Here is a 21316-nt window from a genome sequence, read left to right as displayed (position 1 = left end):
CACCGAGCGAGACGTCCCTACTCGTTCGTGTATTCCTCCACAACCGTGGCTCCCAGCTCGCGCACGATCAGGTCGTGCCCGGAGAGGGCGGAGTCGACGAGGTCCGGATCGTCCTCCTCGGGCACGTCGTCCTCGGGCGCCACCGGCTGCGGCGCCGGCGGCGTGTACGCGGGCGCGGGAGCGGGCGGCGGGGCCTGCTGGAAGGCCGGGGCCGACTGAGCCGGTGCGGGTGCGGGCGGCGGGGCCTGCTGGAAGGAGGGCGCGGGAGCCGGGGCGGCGGGGCGGCCGCCGCCACCGCCGCTTCCTCCGCCGAAGCCGCCACCGCCTCCGAAGCCACCGCCGGATCCGCCGCCGAAGCCGCCTGCGGCGGGCGGGGGCGAGGCGCCACCGGAGGGATCGATGATCGCCTCGATCTTCCAGTTCACGTTGAACTGCTCGGCGAGGGCCTGCTTGAGGACCTCCTCGCTGCCGCTGCTCGCGAAGTTGTCGCGGGCACCGGCGTTGAGGAAGCCGAGCTGGAGCGTCGTGCCGTCGAACCCGGCCACCTGGGCGTTCTGGCTGAGCAGGATCCAGGTGAAGCGGCGCCGGTTCTTCACGGCGTCGAGGATCTGCGGCCACAGGTTCCGCACCTGGGCCGTGTCCCCGCCGCCGGACGCGGGCGCGGGTGCCTGCGGCGCGGGCTGCGCCTGTACGGGCGCGGGGGCCGGGGCGGCGGGCGCCGCGGACGCGCCGGGCCAGGCACCGGGGGCACCGCCGCCGGGGGTGGCGGCACCGGGCCAGGCACCGGGCCGGGGGCCCTGCTGCTCCTGCGCGGGGGCGGGAGCCGGGGCGGGGGCGGCGGGCTGCTGGACGGGCGCCGGCTGCTGGACAGGGGCCTGGGCGGGCGGGGGCGGCGCCATCGGGGTGTGGGCGTCGGGCCCGGGCACGTACCCGAGGGCGGGCGCCGGGGGCCCGGGAGTGAACACGGGGGCGGGCGCGGCGGCCGCGCCGCGCTCCAGCCGGTCGAGGCGTGCCTGGAGGGAACGCTCGTCGTCGAAGGCGGCGGGCAGCAGCACGCGCGCGCAGATCAGCTCCAGCTGGAGCCGGGGCGAGGTGGCCCCGCGCATCTCCGTCAGACCGGTGTTCACGAGATCGGCGGCCCGGCTGAGCTCGGCGGCCCCGAACACGGACGCCTGCGCCTGCATCCGCTCGATGACGTCGACGGGGGCGTCGATGAGGCCCTTCTCGGCGGCGTCGGGAACGGCGGCGAGGATCACGAGGTCCCGCAGCCGCTCCAGGAGATCCGCGACGAACCGGCGGGGGTCGTTCCCGCCCTCGATGACACGGTCGACGACCTCGAACGCGGCGGCGCCGTCGCCGGCCGCGAAGGCGTCGACGACGGAGTCGAGCAGGGACCCGTCCGTGTAGCCGAGAAGAGAGGTCGCCATGGCGTACGTCACACCGTCGTCGGCGGCGCCGGCGAGCAGCTGGTCCATCACGGACATCGAGTCACGCACGGAACCGGCGCCGGCGCGGACGACCAGCGGCAGCACGCCGTCCGCGACCGGAATGCCCTCGCGCCCGCAGACCTCGCCGAGGTACTCCCGCAGCGTCCCCGGCGGCACCAGCCGGAAGGGGTAGTGGTGGGTCCGGGAGCGGATGGTCCCGATGACCTTCTCGGGCTCGGTCGTGGCGAAGATGAACTTGAGGTGCTCCGGCGGCTCCTCGACCACCTTCAGCAGGGCGTTGAAGCCCGCCGAGGTGACCATGTGGGCCTCGTCGATGATGTAGATCTTGTAGCGGCTGGACGCGGGCCCGAAGAAGGCCTTCTCCCGCAGGTCACGGGCGTCGTCCACACCACCGTGCGAAGCGGCGTCGATCTCGATGACGTCGATGGACCCGGGGCCGTTCCGCGCGAGGTCGAGGCAGGACTGGCATGCGCCGCAGGGCGTCGGCGTGGGCCCCTGCTCACAGTTCAGACACCGGGCGAGGATGCGCGCGCTGGTCGTCTTGCCGCATCCGCGGGGCCCGCTGAACAGGTACGCGTGATTGACCCGGTTGTTCCGCAGGGCCTGCTGCAACGGGTCGGTGACATGCTCCTGCCCGATGACCTCGGCGAAGGACTCGGGGCGATAGCGGCGGTACAGCGCGAGAGACGACACGTATACGAGGTTATAGGCGCCCACCGACAACCCGGGAAAACGAGGCGCCGGGGACCGACCGCCCCGGGAACGCAAGCGCCCCCCACGCACCTGCCAGAGCCGACCTACCCTTGCTGCCTTCCGGCCCTGGGGGAGTTCAGTCAGATAGCACCGCGTGAGGGGCTCCGCCCAGAGTACCCGATCCCGAGACCGCCCCGACCCCCGCACGACAGCCGGACCCCCCTCGAGGAACTCGTCGCCGATCACGTTCGCGAGCACCCCTCAACGTCTTGTATTGTTTGCGGCGGAGGATTCGCCTAGAGGCCTAGGGCGCACGCTTGGAAAGCGTGTTGGGGGCAACCCCTCACGAGTTCGAATCTCGTATCCTCCGCCAGTGCCTCACCGGGCACGTTGTCGAAGGGCCCCACCGTTCGCGGTGGGGCCCTTCGACGTTTCTCGGCTCCCTGTGTCTTCTGGTGGCGGTACGCGAGCCACGTGGAGGTGGCGAGCCGGCGGCCCATCCGCCGAGAGTGCGTCGGGAGAGCCGGCGGCTCATCCGTCGAGGGGTGCGGCGGGATCTCCCCGCGAGGGTTACGCCGTTCCTCAGTCGCAGAATGCCGCGTTCTTCTAGCCTTGACGTCCGTGACGGTGCCGGGCGCCGGACAGGACTGGGGGCCGCTGTGAGTGCGGAGATCGTGGAGTTGGTGGAGCAGGCGGGGCCGTATCTGACGGCGGCCGTGAGCGCGTACGGGACGGCCGTGCTGGTGCGGGCCCAGGACGCGGCGGTTGATGCCGCGGTGGAGGGGACCGCCGGTATGGGTCGGCGGATTCTCGAGCTGGTGTGGCGCCGCCGTGACGGGGAGGAGCGGGCGGCGCTGGAAGCGGCGGTGCGGGAGGCCGCCGAGGAGCCGGAGGACGCGGATGCGGCGGCGGCACTGCGCCGGCAGATCAAGCGGGCTCTGCGGGAGGACGCCGAGCTCGTGCGCGAGTTGGCGGCGCTGCTGCCGGAGCGGGGCGGCGTGACGGTGAACGTGTCCGGGACGCGGGCGATCGGCGCCCAGCACATCGGCCTCGCCGCGACCGGCGACCACACCACGATCCACCCGCCGCGGTCGTGAGCGTGCCGGCGCCGGGGGAGTCGGCGCGGGTGAACGTGTCGGGCGACCGGCCGATCGGCGCCGAGTCGGTCCAGGTCGCGCTCAGCGGAGACCACGCCCAGGTGACGGTGCTGCCGGAACAGGCCGCGCACTGGGCGCGAACCGTCGAGGTGCCCACAGGGGCCGGGTTCCTTCCGGAGTCCGCGTCAGGGGTGTTCGTCGGCCGTGAGGAGGAGCTGACGTCGTTGCGGCGGATGCTCACGGGCGAGGGCGCGGCGGCGGTGGTGCAGCCGCGGCGGACGTCGGCACGCGCGATCAGCGGGTTGGGCGGGGTGGGCAAGAGCGCGCTCGCCCTGCACTACGCCCACCACTACCGCGACTCCTACACGCTCGTGTGGTGGGTCTCCGCGGAGTCGCCGGAGACGATCGTGTCCGGTCTGGGCCGGATCACGGAGCAGCTGTGTCCGCAGTGGGCGCGCGGGTGCGGGCCGGAAGAGCGGGCGGCGTGGGCGATCGCCTGGCTCCAGGCGCACCCGGGCTGGCTGCTCGTCTTCGACAACGTCGAAGACCCGTCCCATCTGCGCCCCTACCTGGGCACCCTCTCCGGCGGACACCACCTGGCCACCAGCCGCAGAGCCACCGGCTGGCACGCCCTGGCCCCCGTCATGCCCCTGGGCACCCTCCCCCCTGACGAGGCGACCGGCCTGCTGTGCTCCCTCGCCTTCCCCGGCCAGACGGCCACAGCGGAACAGCGCGAGGCGGCGCGGCAGCTCGCCGAAGACCTGGGATGCCTGCCGCTGGCCCTGGAACAGGCCGGCGCGTACGCCTACCGCACCGGCATCGACCTCGACACCTACCGCCGCTCTCTCGCGCTCGTCCTCGACGACAACCGCGACGCCCCGAGTCCGGAACGCACGATCGCCCGGATCTGGGACCACACCCTCACCGCCCTCACCGCGCGCGACCCCCTGGCCGTCACCCTCCTGCACGCCATGGCCTGGCTCGCCCCCGACGGCATCCCCCGCACCCTCCTGGCCCCCCTCGCCCCGCATCCCCTCGCTCTCGCCAACGCCCTGGGGGAACTCCACGCCTACAACATGGTCGCTTTCACCCCCGACCGCGAGGGCGTCAGCGTCCACCGCCTCGTACAGACCGTCCTGCGCAACCGAGACCCGCAGGCCCTCGGCCGGGCAGAGGCCGAACGGGCCGTCCGCCGAGCCCTTCCGCCCGCTGGCTCCCAGCCCGACGAAACCACCCGCTGGGAGCGCCTCCTCCCCCACGTCCATGCCTTGGCCGACACCACACCACTCAATGCCACGGCATCCGCCGAAACCGCCGACACCTATGAGCGGGCAGCCCAGTACCTGCACCGGCAAGGCCGCGACGCCCACACCATCAACCTCCGCGAACAAGCCCTCGCCCATTGCGCGGAAGTACTGGGCGACACCCACCCCGACACCCTGACCAGCCGCAACAACCTCGCCGGCGCCTACGAATCGGCCGGACGCCTGGGGCGGGCGATCCCTCTGTACGAGACCACCCTCGCCCAGCGGCTCGAGGTGCTGGGCGACGCCCACCCGCACACCCTGGGGAGCCGCAACAACCTCGCCTACGCCTACCGAGCGGCAGGGGATCTGGCACGGGCACTCCCCCTGTACGAGACCACCCTCGCCCAGTACGTGGAAGTGCTGGGCGACACCCACCCCGACACCCTGAACAGCCGCAACAACCTCGCCTACGCCTACCGAGCGGCAGGGGACCTGGAACGGGCGATCCCCCTGTACAAGACCACCCTCGCCCAGCGGCTCGAAGTGCTGGGCGAGACCCACCCCGACACCCTGGCCAGCCGCAACAACCTCGCCGGCGCCTACCGAGCGGCAGGGGACCTGGAACGGGCGATCCCCCTGTACGAGACCACCCTCGCCCAGTACCTAGAGGTGCTGGGTGATACCCACCCCGACACGGTGAGCAGCCGCAACAACCTTGCCGGCGCCTACCAGTCGGCAGGGGACCTGGAGCGGGCGATCCCCCTGTTCGAGACCACCCTCGCCCAGCGGCTCGAGGTGCTGGGTGATACCCACCCCGACACCCTGAGCAGCCGCCACAACCTCGCCGGCGCCTACCAGTCGGCCGGAGACCTGGAGCGGACGATCCCCCTGTACGAGACCACCCTCGCCCAGCGGCTCGAGGTGCTGGGTGATACCCACCCCGACACCCTGAACAGCCGCCACAGCCTCGCCGGCGCCTACCGAGCGGCAGGGGACCTAGAGCAGGCGATCCCCCTCTACGAGACCACCCTTGCCCAACACGTGGAAGTACTGGGCGACACCCACCCCGACACCCTGAACAGCCGCCACAGCCTCGCCGGCGCCTACCAGTCGGCCGGAGACCTGGAGCGGGCGATCCCTCTGTACGAGACCACCCTCGCCCAGTACGTGGAAGTACTGGGCGACACCCACCCGCACACCCTGACCAGCCGCCACAACCTCGCCTACACCTACCGAGCGGCAGGGGACCTGGAGCGGGCGATCCCCCTCTACGAGACCACCCTCGCCCAGTACACGGAAGTACTGGGCGACACCCACCCCGACACCCTGAACAGCCGCAACAACCTCGCCTACGCCTATCAGTCGGCCGGAGACCTGAAGCGGGCGATCCCCCTGTACGAGACCACCCTCGCCCAGTACGTGGACGTACTGGGCGACACCCACCCGCACACTCTGATCAGCCGCAAAAACCTCGCCTACGCGCTGGAATCCGCGAAGGCTGTACAGCGGACTGATGCAGCAACTGGTGCGCTCGACAGCGACTCTCAGTCTCTCTTCCGCACCTCTGAATAACCCGTGTGATCCTCCCGACCCATCTCTATGGATCCATGGCACGGAGCCCCCTAGGCCCCCCATCAAAGAGACGTGGAAGCCTTCGCGAGTACGACGCGTTGTCCTGGTGTTTGTCCAGTGCGCCGGAGGCCCCACCGTTCGCGGTGGGGCCCTTCGACGTTTGCCGTGCGCCCTACCCGCCGGCCGACGGTGGGGAGGCGGTAATCGAGGCCCCACTCGCGACCCGCGGAGCAGTCGGCGGGCACGGACTCGTCGATGTCCCGCCGCATAGAGCAGCGCAAGGCGTACGACCGGCCCTTCCGGGGGCCGAGCCGGTTGCCACACTCGTCGGCGCTCCGCTCTCTCAAGACGCCCCTCGTCGACGGCCATGCCAGCGCGGGCTCCCCCCTTGGCCTGGTTCCGCGTGGGGTCGAGCTCGCGCACGATCTCCCCGGCGGCGACCCCCACCGCAGGCCTGCCGCCGGCGCGCACCCCCGGCAGGCTGTGGCACCGCCCCGGATTCGCCCGCACACCATCTGCGCGAACGCCGCATGCCAATGCCCGCCGCACCGGCAAGCCCGCTCCTCGAATGTGGCCCGCAGGGCTGATCGGGGGCTCAGAGGGGGGCGTTCACTGGATAGGGGGGTGATTTGACGGAGGGACGTTCCTGCTGCCACCGCGGTGTAGCGAAGCCGATACTTTCTGTGATGACCAGTCGGCACATTCACTTCAACCAGGGGTTATTCATGCGGAAGTTGGCGGCAGTCGCGGTAGCGGCGGGGTTGTTCTTCGGGGGGATGGGGGTGGCCTCGGCCGCATCTTGGGGTCACGAACTGAACATGTCCACCGCGGGGGCCGAATTCCGCGGTTGGTACAAGTGGGAGCCCAAGTTCCAGCACCACGGCGGATTCCACGTGCGCGGGCGTCTGGCCGATGCTGACCCTGGGGACGGACACAACGTGTACCTCCGCGCAAAGGTGGAGGGTTACGGCTGGGTTCGCGTCAAGGGCACCCAGAGGAAGACCGTCGACATCGACGAGACGATCTACGACGGTGCGGTCCTTGAGACCAATCACGCAGAGATCCAGCTCTGCCGCGACCGTGGGTCACTGCGCCCGGACAACTGCTCGGACCTTCGGAAGTTTCGGCGCTAAGCGGTGACATACGTGGGAGCCGCTACCCAGCGGCTCCCACCCCACAGAGAGTGCGCACCACAATGGACGTCATTCTCCGCGCCGAGGGCGTGGATCTCTTCTACGGCACCCAGCAGGCTGTCTTCGGTGCCGATTTCACGCTCAAGCGCGGCGAAGTGGCCGCCATCATGGGCAGCAGCGGGTCAGGCAAGTCGTCCCTGCTGTACTGCCTCGCGGGAGTCCTGCCGCCTTCGAGCGGCAGGGTGACCTTCGACGGACTGCAGCTCTCGTGCCTTCCTGACGGAGAGCTGAGCGCACTGCGCCGAACGCGCCTGGGCTTCGTCTTCCAGTACGGGGAGCTCCTGCCGGAGCTGACCGTCGAGGAGAACGCGGCGCTGCCTCTACGGCTTGCCGGCATCAGCAAGACCCATGCCCACGCCATGGCTGCCCAGATTCTGAAGCGGCTGGGCATGGCGGATCTGCTGCGGCGCAGAACATCGAAGCTGTCGGGGGGCCAGAGCCAGCGTGTGGCGGTCGCGCGAGCTCTGGTCCACCGGCCGGATGTGGTGTTCGCGGATGAACCGACCGGGGCGCTCGACAGCGCCAACGCAAGCGCTGTGCTTGACGAGTTCCTTCAGTTGGCGCGCCGACAGAAGACAGCTGTGGTCATCGTTACGCACGATTCAGATGTCGCAGCCAAGGCCGACACGCAGTACACGATGTCTGACGGTTTTCTGACCGAACGGGTATCAGTGTGAGCCCGTTCCTGCTGGGATTCCGCTTACTCTGGGGCAGCGGCCGAAGAGGGCGAGTCCGTTTTCTCCTTATGGCACTCGGCTCGGCACTCGGCGTGGCCTGCCTTGCAGCGGTACTCACGATCCCCACCATCCTCGCTGCGCATGATGCTCGGACAGCGGCCCGCGCAGCGATTCCTGGCGACGGCGGCAATTTCGTCTACCAAGAGTTTCTGGACCCCTACGGCTCACAGCCATTGCGACGGGTCTTCGTCGCCCGCACAGGCCCCGGACGGGCACCGAGCGCACCGGGCGTCAGGGAGCTTCCTCCCGCCGGCAAAGCAATCGTCTCGCCGAAATTGGCCCAACTTCTCGCATCCAACCCTCGGGCCGCAGGGCTGGTGCCCGGTCGTGTGACGGGGACGATCGCACCCGAGGGTCTGGGAGGCCCCGACGAGCTTTATGCCTACGTCGGTACCACACCTGCTTCGCTTCCCGAAGCGAGATCTCTCAGCCACTTCGGCGCCGCCTACACGAGCGAAGAGGTCATCGACCCGTCGACCCTCGACATTCTGCGGTTCACGCTCGGATGCATCGTGCTGCTCCCGCTCGTCATTTTCCTTTCCGTGTGCGCGAGGCTCTCGGGGGAATCCCGTTCCCGCCGGCTCGCCGCCCTGCGCCTCGTCGGGCTCAGCGTGAAGGACACCTTGAGAGTCAACGCCGGGGAAAGCGTGGCCGCGGCGACGCTCGGCGCTCTGCTCGGCCTCGTGGGCTACCTCGGTGCCAATGAAGTCGCGGCGCATGTCGGATTACCTGGGCTGCACTGGTATCCCGTGGACGGGCGGCCTGAGGCGACAACGCTGGCAGTCTGCCTGTTGGGATGCCCGGCACTCGCGTGGATCGTCGGACAGTTCAGCGCCCGGCAGGCCGCGCTGTCGCCCATCAACGTGCGGCGCACCGGGGAACGCAAGCCGCCCAAGAAGTGGGGGACGTTGCTGCTCATCCCCGGAATCGGTGTCATCGGGGGCTACTGCGCGCTCAGTCTCTTGGGACGAGACCCGTCAGGCGGGTCAGCAAGTGCCGTACTGGTACCGGGAGCGGTGCTGTTGACGGGTGCCGGGCTCTTCTTCGGACTGGCGCCGATCACCGCCTGGTTCGCGCGGCGGTTGGCCGGCACGGCAAAGTCGTTGCCCATGGCGTTGGCGATGCGGCGTACAGAGGTGGATCCAGGCGCCTCATTGCGAGTCGTCACTGGACTCGTACTACTGGTGTTCGGGGCCTCGCTGACGCAGGGGGTACTGGTCGAGCTGGACCAGGTCAGCCGACGCACGACCCCCATTCAGGAGTACGACATCAAGTTGGGGGATCTGGATGCGCAACAGCGAAAGGCTCTGCTGGACGTCCCCGGCGTGCGCATGCAGATCGTCACGTACGGATCGTGGTACGACCTGGACGAGGACATGCCCAGGCGTCTCGACCTGGTGGTCGCCACCTGTCCGCAGCTGATCGCCGCCACGCGGAATGCAAAGAGGTGCGTGGACGACAAGATCATGCAACTTCGGGACAGCGGTGCTTCCTTCCCGGACGATCCCCAACCTGGTGAGCGCTTTCCGTTCGAGAAGGGAGACGGGCAGAAGGTCACGCTCACAGTGCCGCAGGACTGGATCGACATGTCCGCGTACCAGCCCTCCGTCTTCCATACGGGCGCTCTCCTCGTCCCCCCCTCCCTCCTCCCCCCCGGCCTGGCCGACGCGGACGGGACGCTCACGCTGGTCAGTCGGGCCGATCCCGCCACCGTCCGATCCGTGCTCGATGGGATCGGTGGGGTGGCTCCCACCGCTTCCGTCGAGCCCGTCGGGATCGTCATCGACTCGCTCGCGCAGTTGACCGTCATCCGGAGTCTGCTCGTCGTCGGGATGGTGCTCGGGCTCGTCATCGGGGTGTCCGCGTTCGTCGTGTCCGTGGCCGATCGGGCCATGGAGCGGCGGGGGCAGGTCGCCGCGCTCGTGTTGTTGGGGGCTCGGGCCTCGACCTTGCGGGTCGTGCAGGTCGTGCAGGTGCTGCTGCCGTTGGCCGTGGGGCTCGGGGGTGCCGTCGTGGCCGGGTGGCTCGCCGAGTCCAGTTACCTCATCACCGGGGGCGGCGCCGTGCACTGGGACTGGGAGGGGCTGCCCCTGCTGTTCGCCTGTGCGCTGGGGGTCATGCTCGCCGCCGCCCTCGCCTCCGTCCCCATGGTGCGGCGGCACGTCGATCCCGAGCACATCCGCCGGGACTGAGCCTCAGGCCGCCAGTTCGTGCGTCGTGCGGCGCTCCACGCGGGTCCTCAGGGCCAGCGTGGTCGCCGCCGCCGCCGTTCCCGCCAGCAGGGCCGTCCACCACAGGGCTCCCGGGCCGAGCGTCGTGTACGCCGTCACGCCGAGCGTCAGCGCTCCGAAGCGGGCCAGGCCCCAGGTCCAGCTGAAGGCGCCCTGGTAGCGGCCGCGGGCGTGGGCCGGGGCCAGGTCGGCGAAGACGCCGGCCGCGATGCCCGCGACCACCACCTCGCCGAGCGACCAGACCACCACCGACACCGTGTACCCGGCCACACCGTCGGCCAGGCCGGTCAGCGCGACGCCCAGCGCGATCAGCACGCTGCCGGCGCTCTGCACCACGAGCTGCGGGAACCGCGCCAGCCGGGCCGTCGCGAAGGGCTGGAGGGCGACCACCACGACCGCGTTGACGGCCGCCATCGCCCCGTACACGGCCGGCGAGAGGCCGCTGTCGCGGACCGCGAGTGGGAGGGCCACCTCGGTCAGCGAGTACACGAAGAGCTGCACGCCGAAGAGCGGGAGCAGCAGCAGTGCCAGGCGGTCCCGCGCCACCACCCCGTAGCCGGCGCCGTCCTCCCGCCGGTCCGGGGCCGCCGCGCGCTCCGGTTCCTTCAGGCGGACCGCCACCACCAGCGCGTACAGCAGCATCGAGCCCGCGTCGACCGCGAAGAGGAGCCAGTAGCCCTGGGCCGCCAGGTAGCCGCCGAGGACGCCCGCCACCGCCGTGCCGATGTTCACGCCCCAGCCGAAGAGGGCGTACGCGCGCCGCCGCCCCTCGCCGTCGACGGCGTCGGCCAGCAGGGCGTACGCCGCCGGGGAGACCGTGCTGCCGGCCGCGCTGATCAGCAGCGCCGCCGCCGCCATCGTCCACACCCCCGGCGCCAGGAAGAGGGCGCCCTGCGCCGCCGCCGCGCCGATCAGGCCGATCAGCATGGTGGGGCGGCGGCCGAGGCGGTCGGCGAGGACGCCGCCCACGGCGGGGCCGATCAGGTTGCCCGCGCCGAGGGCGCCGAGCACGTACGAGGTCTCCGCGCCGGTCACGCCCCGCGAGGCGAGGAAGAAGACCAGGAACGGCGTGACGAGGTAGCCGAGTCGGTTGACGATCGTTCCCGCGAAGACCGTCCAGACCACGGACGGAAGGCCGCGGAACGCGGAGGGGGTCGTGCTGCTGGAGGAAGGCATGGGGGGAGCTTGCTTTTCACCACCCCCGCCCATCCAATGATTAAGCTCAGGACGAATCCATTTGCCCCTTCGCCTACTCCAGGACGTGCGACGCATGGAAGCCGGGCTCAGTTTCTCCGCCGCCGATCTCGCCCAGACCCGTTTCGCGGTCTCCCCCATGTGGGAGGTCGTCACCAGCTACCGGATCGTCGCCCACCACCCCGACTCCGCCCCGCACGGGCGCTGGGCCGCCCAGGTGCGGCCCCGGATCCTCCGCGCCGGACTGGACCGCGGCTGGCTCGCCGCGCTGATCCCCGCCCGCGGCTACCTCGCCGACTTCCTGAACCCCACCCCCGCCGGGCCCTTCCCCACCCTCGGCGCCGAGCTCGACGCCGTACGCGCCGCGCCCGCCGCCGACGTGCGCGACGACCTCGACTCCCTGGAGCGCGAGGGCGTCGACGCGGCCCGGCTCCGGCCGCTGCGCGAGGACCCCGCGGCCGTCCTCCCCAAGATCGCCGACGAGATCGGGACGTACTGGGAACTCGCCCTCGCCCCTTACTGGGCCCGCATCCAGAAGGTCCTGGAGGCCGACGTCTTCCACCGGGCCCGGCAGGTCGCCGAGCACGGCTCGGCACGGGTCCTGGGCGAACTCCACGAGACCGTACGGTGGGACGACGGGACCCTGCGTCTCGTACGGCGCCACTGCGCGCTCACCCGCGACCAGGCCGGCTCCGGACTGCTCCTCGTCCCCTCGGTCTTCGCCTGGCCCCAGGTCCTCACCCGCTCCGTCCACCCCGATCCGCCCCAACTCGCCTACCCTGCCCGTGGTTTCGGGAGCGTCTGGGAGCCCCGTACCACCGACGCCACGGACGCCGTCGCCGCCGTCCTCGGCCGCTCCCGCACCCTGCTCCTCACCGAGCTCGACACCCCCGCCTCCACCACCCAGCTCGCCACGCACTGCGGCATGTCCGCCGCCGGCGTCTCCCAGCACCTCATCGCGCTGCGCAACGCCGGCCTCGTCACCGCCCACCGCAGCGGCCGCTCCGTCCTCTACGCCCGCACCGCCGTCGCCGATCAACTGCTGCATCCCTGAGGGAGGATGGGCGCGTGACCTCTTCCTCCACCGACGGCTGGACCGAGCGGACCCTCGTCCGGGACGGCGTACGGCTGTCCTGCCGCGACTGGGGCGGCTCCGGGCCCGACACGCTCCTCCTCCACGGGCTCGCCGGGCACTGCGGGGAATGGGACGCCCTCGCCCCGCTGCTCCGGGAGGCCGGGCACCGGGTCGTCGCCCTCGACCAGCGCGGGCACGGCGCCAGCGACCGGCACCCGGAGGACGTCTCCCGCGCCGCGTACGTCGCCGACGTCCTCGCCCTCGTCGCGGAACTAGGCCTCGTACGGCCCCTGCTGGTCGGCCAGTCGCTCGGCGGACACACCGCGCTCCTCACCGCCGCCGCCCGCCCCGCCCTGCCGCGCGGGCTCGTCCTCGTCGAAGCCGGGCCCGGCGGCGCCGAGCCCGGCACGGCCGAGCGGATCGGGGACTGGCTGCGGGCCTGGCCGGTGCCCTTCCCCTCGCGGGAGGCGGCCGTCGCGTACCTCGGGGACGGGAAACCGGTCGTCGGGGAGGGCTGGGCCGACGGCCTGGAGGCGGGTGACGGCGGACTCCGGCCGCGCTTCGACCCCGACGTGATGGAACGCTCCCTCGCCGAGAACTCCCGCCGGGCCTTCTGGGCGGAGTGGACGGCCGTCGACTGCCCCGCCCTCGCCGTCCTCGGGCAGGACGGGATCATCGGCGGCGGCGAGTACGCCGAGATGGTCCGGCTGCGCCCCGGCCTCCACGGCCTCAGCCTGCCCGGCACCGGGCACGACGCGCACCTGGAGCGGCCCGGCGCGCTGGTCGCCGCGATCCTCGACTTCGTCCGCCGTACCGATCTCTGAAAGGTCTTGCGCTGGAGTGCACTCCAGTTCCTAGAGTGCGCGCATGCGCTATCGGATACTCGGCGGGACCGGGATCGACGTCAGCACCTACTGCCTCGGCACCATGATGTTCGGGGCGGTCGGCAATCCGGACCATCAGGATTCCGTCCGCATCATCCACGCCGCCCTCGACCAGGGCATCAACTTCGTCGACACCGCCGACATGTACTCGGCCGGCGAGTCCGAGGAGATCGTCGGCAAGGCGCTGCGCGACCCGCGGCGCCGCGAGGCGACCGTGCTCGCCACCAAGGTGTACTTCCCGGTCGGCGGCGAGGGCCCCAACCGGGGCGGCAGCTCACGGCGTTGGATCACGCTCGCCGTCGAGAACAGCCTCAAGCGGCTCGGCACGGACTGGATCGACCTCTACCAGGTGCACCGGCCCGACCACCGGACCGACATCGAGGAGACCCTCGACGTCCTCGGCGACCTCGTCTCCCAGGGGAAGATCCGCGCCTTCGGCTGCTCCACCTTCCCCGCCGAGGACATCGCCGAGGCGCACGCCGTCGCCGAGCGGCGCGGGCTGCGCCGCTTCCGCTCCGAGCAGCCGCCGTACTCGCTCCTCGCGCGCGGCATCGAGACGAACGTGCTGCCCACCGCCCAGAAGTACGGCATGGGCGTGCTGACCTGGAGCCCGCTCGCGTCCGGCTTCCTCACCGGCAGGTACCGCAAGGACCGGGCGATCGACCTGACCAGCGGGCGGCCCGCGCTCACCCCGCACCGCTTCGACCCCTCCCTGCCGGTGAACGCCGCCAAGCTCGACGCCGTCGAGGAGTTCGTCGCGCTCGCCGACGAGATCGGCTGCTCCCTGCCCGAGCTGGCCATCGCCTTCGCCGCCGCGCACCCGGCCGTGACGTCCGTCATCATCGGCCCCCGGACCATGGAGCAGCTGGAGGGGCTGCTCAAGGGCGCCCCGGTCGTCCTCACCGACGAGGCCCTCGACCGGATCGACGCGATCGTGCCGCCGGGGACCAACCTCTACCAGCCGGACGGGGCCTGGCGGTCGCCGGTCCTCACCGACCCGTCCCTGCGACGGCGGCCGTTGGGCGAGCGCGCGGCCGGGTGAGCCGGGGGCGACTGGGGCCACGGGGGCGACGGGGGCGACGGGGGCGCTTCGGGGAGGACCCGGGCCGGTGAGCCGCTGCCGGGCGGGGCTCGGGCGGGAGAACCCCGGTCCGGTGAGCCGCTGCCGGGCGGGACACGGGCGCAAGGACCTCGGGCCGGTGGGTCACGGAGCCAGGGTGAACTGTTCCGTGCCCACCACCCGGAGCAGCGCCAGGCGCTCCCCCGCGTCCGTACCCGGCGGCGGGGTGAGGAGGACGAGCCGCTGGTCGCCCTCCGGGGCGAGCAGCACCTGGCAGTCCAGGTCCACCGCGCCGATCAGCGGGTGCGCGACCCGCATCCGGCTGTGCCTGCGGACCGCCACCTCGTGCCGCTCCCACAGCTCGGTGAACTCCTCGCTCGCCCCGCGCAGCCGCTCCACCAGCCGGGTGGCGGCGGGGTCGCCGGAGCGGCGGCCGACGGCCGCGCGCAGGTCGGCGACGTGCAGCCGGCTGTAGTACGCGTGCTCCTCGGCCGGGTACGCCGTGCGGGCGTCCGGGTCGGAGAACCAGCGCCAGGCCACGTTCCGCCCGTGCTCCGACACCGTGCACACCCCGCCCAGCAGGGACCGCGCCATCGCGTTCTGCGCGAGGACGTCCCCGAGGTCGCTCAGGACCTGCGCGGGGGTCGTGTCCAGCTGGTCGAGCAGGTGGAGCAGGCCGGGCGCGACGTGGTCGCCGGCCGTGGTGCCGGCGGGCGGCCGGTGGCCGGCGAGGAGGTGCAGGTGGTCGCGGCCGTCGGTGTCCAGGCGCAGGGCGCGGGCGAGCGCGGCGAGCATCTGCGGGGAGGGCTGCGGGCCGCGGGCCTGCTCCAGGCGGATGTAGTAGTCGGCGGACATCCCGGCGAGCTGGGCGACCTCCTCGCGGCGCAGTCCGGGGGTGCGGCGGCGGGGTCCGGCCGGGAGGCCCGCGTCCTGGGGGCGGACCCGCTCGCGGGAGCGGCGCAGGAAGTCGGCGAGTTCACGGCGGTCGATCGTCATGCCGATCATGGTGCCGGTCGCGGGACGCCGTATCCAGGGATCGGCGATCCCAGGCTCGGGAGGGCTCTCCCGCCGGCCTGCGGCGGTCGGCAGAGTCCTCGGTGTCAGCCACCGAACGGTTCCGCGGGGAACTCCGGTGGACTTCCGCCGGATGCGCGCAGCGCTCCGGCGGGGGCCCATCGGGATCCCGGGCGGACCTCCGGTGGGCCTCACCCCCTCGACTCCCCGGAGCAGATCATGGCCACCGTCACCGTCGGCACCGCCCGCGTCCACTACGACGTCGAGGGCTCGGGCACCGGTCCCGCGCTCCTCCTCGTCCACGGCACCGGATCGGGCGGCGCCGTCATCAACTGGGGGCAGACCGCGCCCCGTTTCACCGGCGACCGCCGGGTGATCACGCTGGACCTGTCCGGTGCCGACCGGACCGTCGACGACGGCGGGGCGCTGACCGTCGAGACGCTCGCCGCGCAGGTCGTCGCGGTGATCGAGGACGCGGGCCTCGGCCCGGTGGACCTGCTCGGCTTCTCGATGGGCGCCCCGGTCTCCGCGGCCGTCGCCGCCCTGCGCCCGGACCTGGTCGCGCGGCTGGTGCTGGTGGCGGGGTGGGCGTACACCGACGGGGACGAGTACATGCGGAACCTGTTCACGCTGTGGCGGCGGCTGGGCGAGTTCGACCCGGCGGGCTTCGGCCGGAGCGTGACGATGACCGGGTTCAGCCGCGGCTTCCTGAACGCGATCGGCCGCGAGGGCGTCGAGGCGCTCATCCCGAACATGCCGCCCACGCCGGGCACCCTGCGGCACGTGGCGCTGGACCTGGCGGTCGACATCCGGGCGCTGCTGCCCCGGATCACGGCCCGGACGCTGGTGGTGGGCGCGACGCGGGACGCGACGGTGCCGGTGGAGAACAGCAGGGAACTGCACGCGGCGATCGGCGGCAGCGCGTACGCCGAGATCGACGCCGGGCACGTGCTGTTCTTCGAGAAGGAGGACGAGTTCGTGGAGACGGTGACGGCCTTCCTCGGCTCCTCGGCCCGCGGGTCGGCGGAACTCCCCGCCACGGCCGCCGCCTGAACCCATCATGGGGAGCATGGGAGACACGAGGTTCATCGACGCGGCGGAGCGCCGGGCGCGGCTCGGGGTGCGGCACCTGCTGGCGGGCGGCGCGCGGGCGGGGTCGGCGGCGGAGGTCGGGGACGCGCTCGTGGCGCTGCACGGGACGGATCCGGCGAGCGTGTTCCTCGCGGTGGCGGCCCGGCTGACCGGGGACGTCGAGCCGGTCGAGGCGGTGGAGCGGGCGCTGTACGAGGACGGGGCGCTGGTGCGGATGCACGGGATGCGGCACACGGTCTTCGTCTTCCCGTCCTCGCTCGCCCCGGCCGTGCGGGCCTCGACGGGCGCACCGGCCGCGGTCCGCGAGCGGAGCACGCTCCTCAAGCACCTGGCGGCCGGCAGCGACTTCGACGCGGAGTGGCTGGCGGAGACCGAGCGGCTCGTCCTCGCCGAGCTGGCGGTACGGGGGGAGGCGACGGGGACCGAACTCGGCGCGGCCGTACCGAGGCTGAGGTCGGAGTACGTGTACGGGCCGGGCACGCGCCAGGAGGGCGTGCAGTCGGTCGCGAGCCGGGTGCTGCGGGTGCTCGGTATGGAGGGCCGGATCGTGCGGGGCCGGCCGCAGGGGACGTGGACGTCGAGCCGCTTCCGGTGGGCGCCGGGCGAGGCGCGCCCTGCGGTGGATCCGGCCGGGGCGCGGGCGGAGCTGCTGGGGCGGTGGCTCGGGGCGTGCGGGCCCGCGACCGAGGCGGACCTGACGTGGTGGACGGGGTGGAAGGTCACGGACGTGCGCGGGGCGCTCGCGGAGGTCGGGGCGGTGCCGGTGACGGTGGACGGGGGCACGGGCGACGGCGGGGCGAGGGACGCGGTGACGGGTTTCGTCCTGCCGGACGACCTCGGGCCCGTACCGGAGCCGGAGCCGTGGGCGGCGCTGCTGCCCGCGCTCGACCCGACGGCGATGGGGTGGCGGGGCCGTGACTGGTATCTGGATCCGGCCCATCGGGCGGCGCTGTACGACCGCAGCGGGAACATCGGGCCGTCGGTGTGGTGGAACGGCCGGATCGTGGGCGGCTGGGCGCAGCGCGCGGACGGCGGGATCGCCCACCGGCTGCTCGACGACGTGGGAGCGGAGGCGCGGCGGGCGATCGGGACGGAGGCGGAGCGGCTGACGGCGTGGCTGGGAGACGTACGGGTGACACCCCGCTTCCGGACGCCGCTGGAGCGGGAGCTCGGCGCCGTCGGGTGAGGGACCTGACGGAGCGCGATGGTGTGCACGACGGAGCGGGGTGACGCGCCCGCCGGACCCCTGTCGGGCCCGCCCGGCCTCCCCCCCCTCAATAGCGGTTCTCCAGCCCGGTGACGCCCAGGTCGTAGAGGCCGTCGAGGACGAGGTCGACGCCGACGGCGGCGAGCAGCAGACCGAGCAGACGGCCGAGGAGCTCGATCGTGGCGTGGTGGGTGCGGTGCAGGATCGGGGCGAGGAGCAGGACGCAGACCAGGTCGAGGGCGATGACGGCCACGTAGGCGCCGACCACCGTGGAGCGCCAGCTGAAGGAGTCCCGCTGGGAGGCCTCGATGAGCACGGCGGTCATGGCGAGCGGGCTCACGATGTACGGCATGAGCAGCTCGCGGACCCCGCTGACCAGGTCGGGGGCGTCGTCCTGGGCGGTGTCGGAGCCGAGGTGGAGGCCGAGGACGAGACCGACGGCGTAGATGAAGAAGATGAAGCCGCCCGCGAGCTGGAGGGCGGGCGTGCTGATGTGGAAGACGTCGAGCAGCCAGGGTGCCGTGGTGCCGGTGAGGAGGCCGACGAGGACGGCCGCGCCGGAGGAGATCAGCGCGATGTTCCGCAGCTGGCGGTGGTCGTGGGCCTGGGCGAGGCCGCCGAAGGCGAGGAGCACCTTCGGGGGGCCGACGACGGAGAAGAAGGCGATGAAGGCGGCGGAGAAGGTGAATGCGTTCACCTGGGCATCATCGGGCGGTCGAGTGATTTCTCCCGGTTTTACGGTGCCCGTCCGCGCGGTGTCGAGAACGGCGACCCGGCTCCGACTGTGCTGCGAGAGGCAGTAACCGCAGGGAACGAGTGAGGAGGACGCCATGAAGTACCTGGTGATGGTGCAGGGGTCGCAGGCCGACTACGAGGCGATGGCGGGCCGCGGCTCGGCACAGAGCCCCGCCTGGGACAAGGCGCAGGTCCAGGCGATGTTCGACCACATGGAGTCGATCAACAAGGAGCTGGCGGCGCGCGGCGAGATGCTCGACGCCCAGGGCCTCGCCGCCCCGTCCACGACGCGCTTCGTCAGGGTGGACGCCCAGGGCGAGCCGCTCGTCACGGACGGCCCGTACGCCGAGACGAAGGAGGTCCTCGCCGGCTACTGGGTCCTCGACTGCGCCTCCCTGGACCGCGTCACGGAGATCGCCGCCCAGGTCGCCCGCTGCCCGGTCCCGCCCGGCTCCCCGGACCACCCGGTGGTCATCCGCCCGATCGACGAGACGGGTCCGCGTCAGGACTGACCGGCCCAGGGTGCGAAGTCCCGGTCACGCCCTCGGGGCGTCCGGGGCTTCGACTCCCGGCATTCGTCCGGATTTCACATTTCCTCCCCGACCTCCGGTTGCGGACGCTACCGTTCCCCCTTGGGGCGCAGATCACATCGCGAGGGTCCGGGGGGACACATGCACGAGATGTCCAAGGGGGCCAACATCGGGCTGGCCACCCTCAGCGAAGACACCGGCGCGGTCGTCGTCGGTCTGAGCTGGAGCAGTGCGACGGGTGACGGCGACGCGGACGTCTCGGTGCTGCTGGTCGACAGCGGCGGCAAAGTGCGCGGCGACGGCGACTTCTACTTCTACAACCAGCCCGCCGCCGAGGACGGCAGCGTCCAGCTGCTCGGCAAGGTCCCGACGGAGAGCGGCAGCGAGGACCGGATCAGCCTGGACCTCACGGCGATCCCCGAGGACGTCGCCACCATCGTGGTGGCGGCCAGCCAGTACGGCGGCGCCCGCTTCGGAGATCTGGACGACCTGCGGATGACGGTCAGCGACCGGTCCGGCGAGGCGCTGCTCGGCTTCTCCATCGAGGACGCCACGATCGAGACGGCCTTCATCTTCGGCGAGCTCTACCGGCGGAACGACGAGTGGAAGTTCCGTGCCGTCGGGCAGGGGTACGAGACGGGACTCGCGGGACTCGCCACCGACTTCGGCATCGCCGTCGACGAGGGGGACGAGACCGAGGCCGAGTACGAGCCCGAGGCGCAGCACGAGGTCCGGGACGACCCGTTCGCCAAGGCACCCGCCGGGGAGCAGGCGGCGGGCGGCGCCACGGACGGCGCCGCCTCGGGCCTTCCCCCGGCCGAGCCCGTCGCCTCCGCTGGGCACGGTGGCGCACCCGCGCCGCAGGCCGCGGGCCCGGTGCCGATCCCGGCGCAGCCCGGCGCGGACCGCACGGCCCCGGCTCCCGCCGCGCCCGAACCCGGTCGGCGCCGCGGCACCAGGACAGCGAAGAAGAAGGTCACGCTTCCGAAGGCCGCGAAGAAGTCCTTGGCCGAGAACGACACCTGGAAGCCCGCGCGCCTCTTCCCCGTCCCCTCGTTCAAGAGCGACCGGGAACGCGAGGTGCGCGCGACCTCGGTGCTGCTCTCGGTGATGGCCGAGGTCCCGGAGTTCGGCCGGCGCCTCACCGCCGGATTCGGCGCGCCCGCGGGCCGCATGCAGACCTTCACCGAGGTGTCGCTCCCGCACGGGGACAGCCCGAAGCGTCCCGACGGCGTCATCAGGACGGAGCGCGCCGGGAAGCTCTGGACGGCGCTCGTCGAGACCAAGACCAACGGCAATCCGCTGAAGTCTGAGCAGGTCCAGAACTACATGGACATCGCCGCGAGACGCGGGTACGAAGCGGTCATCACCCTGTCCAACGACGTGGCCCTGGAGGGCAGTCCGCTCGTCGAGGTCAAGACGGACGGCCGGCGCAAGCACAAGGTCTCGCTCTGGCACCTGTCCTGGGCCGAGGTGGCCCACCAGGCCCAGATGCTGATCCGGCACGAAGGAGTGGGCAACGCCGCTCACGCCTGGCTCCTCCAGGAGCTGCTCCACTACCTCCAGCACGACAACTCCGGCTGTCACGGCTTCCAGAACATGGGGCCGTCCTGGGTCCCCGTGCGCAACGGGATCGACACGGAGACCCTGTGCCAGGGCGACCCCCGCGCCGTGGAGGTCGTGGAGAGCTGGGAGCGGCTGATCCGTCAGGTGTGTCTGCGGCTGGGCGGCGAGCTCGGACAGAAGACCCTGCCGGTGCAGCGGGCCCGGCGCGGAAGCGATCCCAAATCCCGGCGCACGGCCCTGGCCGACCGGCTCTGCGAAGAGGGGAAGCTCTCCGCGGAGCTGCGCGTCGACGGCGCCCACAGCATCCTGTCGATCACCGCGGACCTGCGCACCGGGAAGATCAGGACGTCCATCGACGTGCCCGCCCCGGACGGCGCCTACCCGCTCTCCGTGGCCAAGCGGCTCCTCCGGGTCCTGGAGGACGCTCCCGCCGACCTGCATGTGGAAACCCTGATCGAGGGCCGGAACGGGCCGCGGGGGACCCTGGAGCGCCTGCGCCCCGAGCCCGGCGACCTGCTGCCCAAGGACAGTGCGGTCATCACCGGATTCCGGCTGTCCCTCTTCAAGGGCATGGGCAGCAGCCGGGGCAGCACGGAGTCGGGCTTCATCCGCAGCATCGACGAGGCGGTCGACCGCTTCTACGGCTCAGTGGTCACGCACCTGGGCCAGTTCGAGCAGCGACGGGCGCCTCGGCCGCGCTCCGCCGCCGAGTCCTCCGGGACCGAGTGAGCCGCTGCGTCC

Annotated in this window: 16 protein-coding genes, 1 tRNA gene and 1 other RNA gene; 13 read left to right on the top strand and 5 right to left on the bottom strand. The window is 72.1% G+C overall.

Annotation, left to right across the window (positions count from 1 at the left end):
• Positions 1-17 precede the first annotated feature (17 nt).
• A complete protein-coding gene (locus ACFYXU_RS31335) occupies positions 18-2141 on the bottom strand; it encodes a DNA polymerase III subunit gamma and tau (protein WP_389407928.1) in 2124 nt (707 codons plus the stop codon).
• 68 nt (positions 2142-2209) lie between these two features.
• Positions 2210-2308, bottom strand: an RNA gene (gene ffs, locus ACFYXU_RS31330) — signal recognition particle sRNA small type.
• A gap of 118 nt (positions 2309-2426) precedes the next feature.
• On the opposite strand from ffs, the gene ACFYXU_RS31325 reads away from it, so the two are divergent.
• The 6 genes from ACFYXU_RS31325 to ACFYXU_RS31300 all read left to right on the top strand — a co-directional run bounded on the left by ACFYXU_RS31325 (position 2427) and on the right by ACFYXU_RS31300 (position 10179).
• Positions 2427-2514, top strand: a tRNA-Ser gene (locus tag ACFYXU_RS31325).
• A 286-nt stretch (positions 2515-2800) separates the two neighbouring features.
• Positions 2801-3238 carry a hypothetical protein gene (locus ACFYXU_RS31320; RefSeq protein ID WP_389407927.1) on the top strand — a complete coding sequence of 146 codons (438 nt, stop codon included), beginning with the start codon at positions 2801-2803 and terminating at the stop codon, positions 3236-3238.
• A 29-nt stretch (positions 3239-3267) separates the two neighbouring features.
• Complete coding sequence (locus tag ACFYXU_RS31315) at positions 3268-6057, top strand: tetratricopeptide repeat protein (RefSeq protein ID WP_389461071.1); 2790 nt, start codon at positions 3268-3270, stop codon at positions 6055-6057.
• Between the two features lie 686 nt (positions 6058-6743).
• On the top strand, positions 6744-7190 hold the full coding sequence (locus ACFYXU_RS31310) for a hypothetical protein (protein ID WP_389461069.1): 447 nt from the start codon (positions 6744-6746) through the stop codon (positions 7188-7190).
• A 62-nt stretch (positions 7191-7252) separates the two neighbouring features.
• On the top strand, positions 7253-7927 hold the full coding sequence (locus tag ACFYXU_RS31305) for an ABC transporter ATP-binding protein (protein ID WP_389461065.1): 675 nt from the start codon (positions 7253-7255) through the stop codon (positions 7925-7927).
• A gap of 68 nt (positions 7928-7995) precedes the next feature.
• Positions 7996-10179, top strand: a complete 2184-nt coding sequence (locus ACFYXU_RS31300) for an FtsX-like permease family protein (protein WP_389461062.1) — start codon at positions 7996-7998, stop codon at positions 10177-10179.
• Between the two features lie 3 nt (positions 10180-10182).
• Here ACFYXU_RS31300 and ACFYXU_RS31295 read toward each other — a convergent pair whose 3' ends face one another.
• Positions 10183-11394 carry an MFS transporter gene (locus ACFYXU_RS31295; RefSeq protein ID WP_389461060.1) on the bottom strand — a complete coding sequence of 404 codons (1212 nt, stop codon included), beginning with the start codon at positions 11392-11394 and terminating at the stop codon, positions 10183-10185.
• A 94-nt stretch (positions 11395-11488) separates the two neighbouring features.
• On the opposite strand from ACFYXU_RS31295, the gene ACFYXU_RS31290 reads away from it, so the two are divergent.
• Genes ACFYXU_RS31290 through ACFYXU_RS31280 form a run of 3 tightly spaced genes read left to right on the top strand, consistent with a single transcriptional unit; the run spans position 11489 to position 14413 of the window.
• The gene (locus ACFYXU_RS31290; RefSeq protein WP_389461058.1) at positions 11489-12466 is read left to right on the top strand and encodes a DUF5937 family protein; all 978 of its coding nucleotides are present in this window, start codon (positions 11489-11491) and stop codon (positions 12464-12466) included.
• A 14-nt stretch (positions 12467-12480) separates the two neighbouring features.
• Entirely contained in the window at positions 12481-13311 is an 831-nt protein-coding gene (locus ACFYXU_RS31285; RefSeq protein WP_389461056.1) for an alpha/beta fold hydrolase, read from the top strand.
• A gap of 43 nt (positions 13312-13354) precedes the next feature.
• Entirely contained in the window at positions 13355-14413 is a 1059-nt protein-coding gene (locus ACFYXU_RS31280; protein ID WP_389461054.1) for an aldo/keto reductase, read from the top strand.
• Positions 14414-14575: 162 nt separating this feature from the next.
• Here ACFYXU_RS31280 and ACFYXU_RS31275 read toward each other — a convergent pair whose 3' ends face one another.
• Positions 14576-15436, bottom strand: coding sequence for a helix-turn-helix transcriptional regulator (locus ACFYXU_RS31275; RefSeq protein ID WP_389461052.1), 861 nt, complete (start codon positions 15434-15436; stop codon positions 14576-14578).
• A 228-nt stretch (positions 15437-15664) separates the two neighbouring features.
• On the opposite strand from ACFYXU_RS31275, the gene ACFYXU_RS31270 reads away from it, so the two are divergent.
• Complete coding sequence (locus ACFYXU_RS31270) at positions 15665-16498, top strand: alpha/beta fold hydrolase (protein ID WP_389461050.1); 834 nt, start codon at positions 15665-15667, stop codon at positions 16496-16498.
• 16 nt (positions 16499-16514) lie between these two features.
• Entirely contained in the window at positions 16515-17723 is a 1209-nt protein-coding gene (locus tag ACFYXU_RS31265) for a winged helix DNA-binding domain-containing protein (RefSeq protein ID WP_389461047.1), read from the top strand.
• A gap of 88 nt (positions 17724-17811) precedes the next feature.
• Here the strand turns inward: ACFYXU_RS31265 and ACFYXU_RS31260 are convergent, their stop codons facing one another.
• Positions 17812-18441, bottom strand: coding sequence for a MarC family protein (locus ACFYXU_RS31260; RefSeq protein WP_376507634.1), 630 nt, complete (start codon positions 18439-18441; stop codon positions 17812-17814).
• Positions 18442-18574: 133 nt separating this feature from the next.
• Between ACFYXU_RS31260 and ACFYXU_RS31255 the strand changes: the two genes are divergently transcribed.
• A complete protein-coding gene (locus tag ACFYXU_RS31255) occupies positions 18575-18991 on the top strand; it encodes a YciI family protein (RefSeq protein ID WP_361397070.1) in 417 nt (138 codons plus the stop codon).
• 159 nt (positions 18992-19150) lie between these two features.
• Positions 19151-21304 (top strand): TerD family protein, encoded by a 2154-nt coding sequence (locus ACFYXU_RS31250; RefSeq protein WP_389461044.1) that lies wholly within the window; start codon positions 19151-19153, stop codon positions 21302-21304.
• Positions 21305-21316 lie beyond the last annotated feature (12 nt).

This window comes from Streptomyces sp. NPDC002232, from assembly GCF_042890295.1.
Lineage (GTDB): Bacteria > Actinomycetota > Actinomycetes > Streptomycetales > Streptomycetaceae > Streptomyces.
Note: the sequence above shows the minus strand (reverse complement) of the source record. Positions and strands in the feature narration are given on the sequence as shown.

Excerpts from the sequence above, each read along its gene's own strand:
- ACFYXU_RS31310 (WP_389461069.1), top strand. The coding sequence starts at position 6,744 with ATGACCAGTCGGCACATTCACTTCAACCAGGGGTTATTCATGCGGAAG.
- ACFYXU_RS31305 (WP_389461065.1), top strand. The coding sequence starts at position 7,253 with ATGGACGTCATTCTCCGCGCCGAGGGCGTGGATCTCTTCTACGGCACC.
- ACFYXU_RS31300 (WP_389461062.1), top strand. The coding sequence starts at position 7,996 with ATGGCACTCGGCTCGGCACTCGGCGTGGCCTGCCTTGCAGCGGTACTC.
- ACFYXU_RS31295 (WP_389461060.1), bottom strand. The coding sequence starts at position 11,394 with ATGCCTTCCTCCAGCAGCACGACCCCCTCCGCGTTCCGCGGCCTTCCG.
- ACFYXU_RS31290 (WP_389461058.1), top strand. The coding sequence starts at position 11,489 with ATGGAAGCCGGGCTCAGTTTCTCCGCCGCCGATCTCGCCCAGACCCGT.
- ACFYXU_RS31280 (WP_389461054.1), top strand. The coding sequence starts at position 13,355 with ATGCGCTATCGGATACTCGGCGGGACCGGGATCGACGTCAGCACCTAC.
- ACFYXU_RS31275 (WP_389461052.1), bottom strand. The coding sequence starts at position 15,436 with ATGATCGGCATGACGATCGACCGCCGTGAACTCGCCGACTTCCTGCGC.
- ACFYXU_RS31270 (WP_389461050.1), top strand. The coding sequence starts at position 15,665 with ATGGCCACCGTCACCGTCGGCACCGCCCGCGTCCACTACGACGTCGAG.
- ACFYXU_RS31265 (WP_389461047.1), top strand. The coding sequence starts at position 16,515 with ATGGGAGACACGAGGTTCATCGACGCGGCGGAGCGCCGGGCGCGGCTC.
- ACFYXU_RS31255 (WP_361397070.1), top strand. The coding sequence starts at position 18,575 with ATGAAGTACCTGGTGATGGTGCAGGGGTCGCAGGCCGACTACGAGGCG.
- ACFYXU_RS31250 (WP_389461044.1), top strand. The coding sequence starts at position 19,151 with ATGCACGAGATGTCCAAGGGGGCCAACATCGGGCTGGCCACCCTCAGC.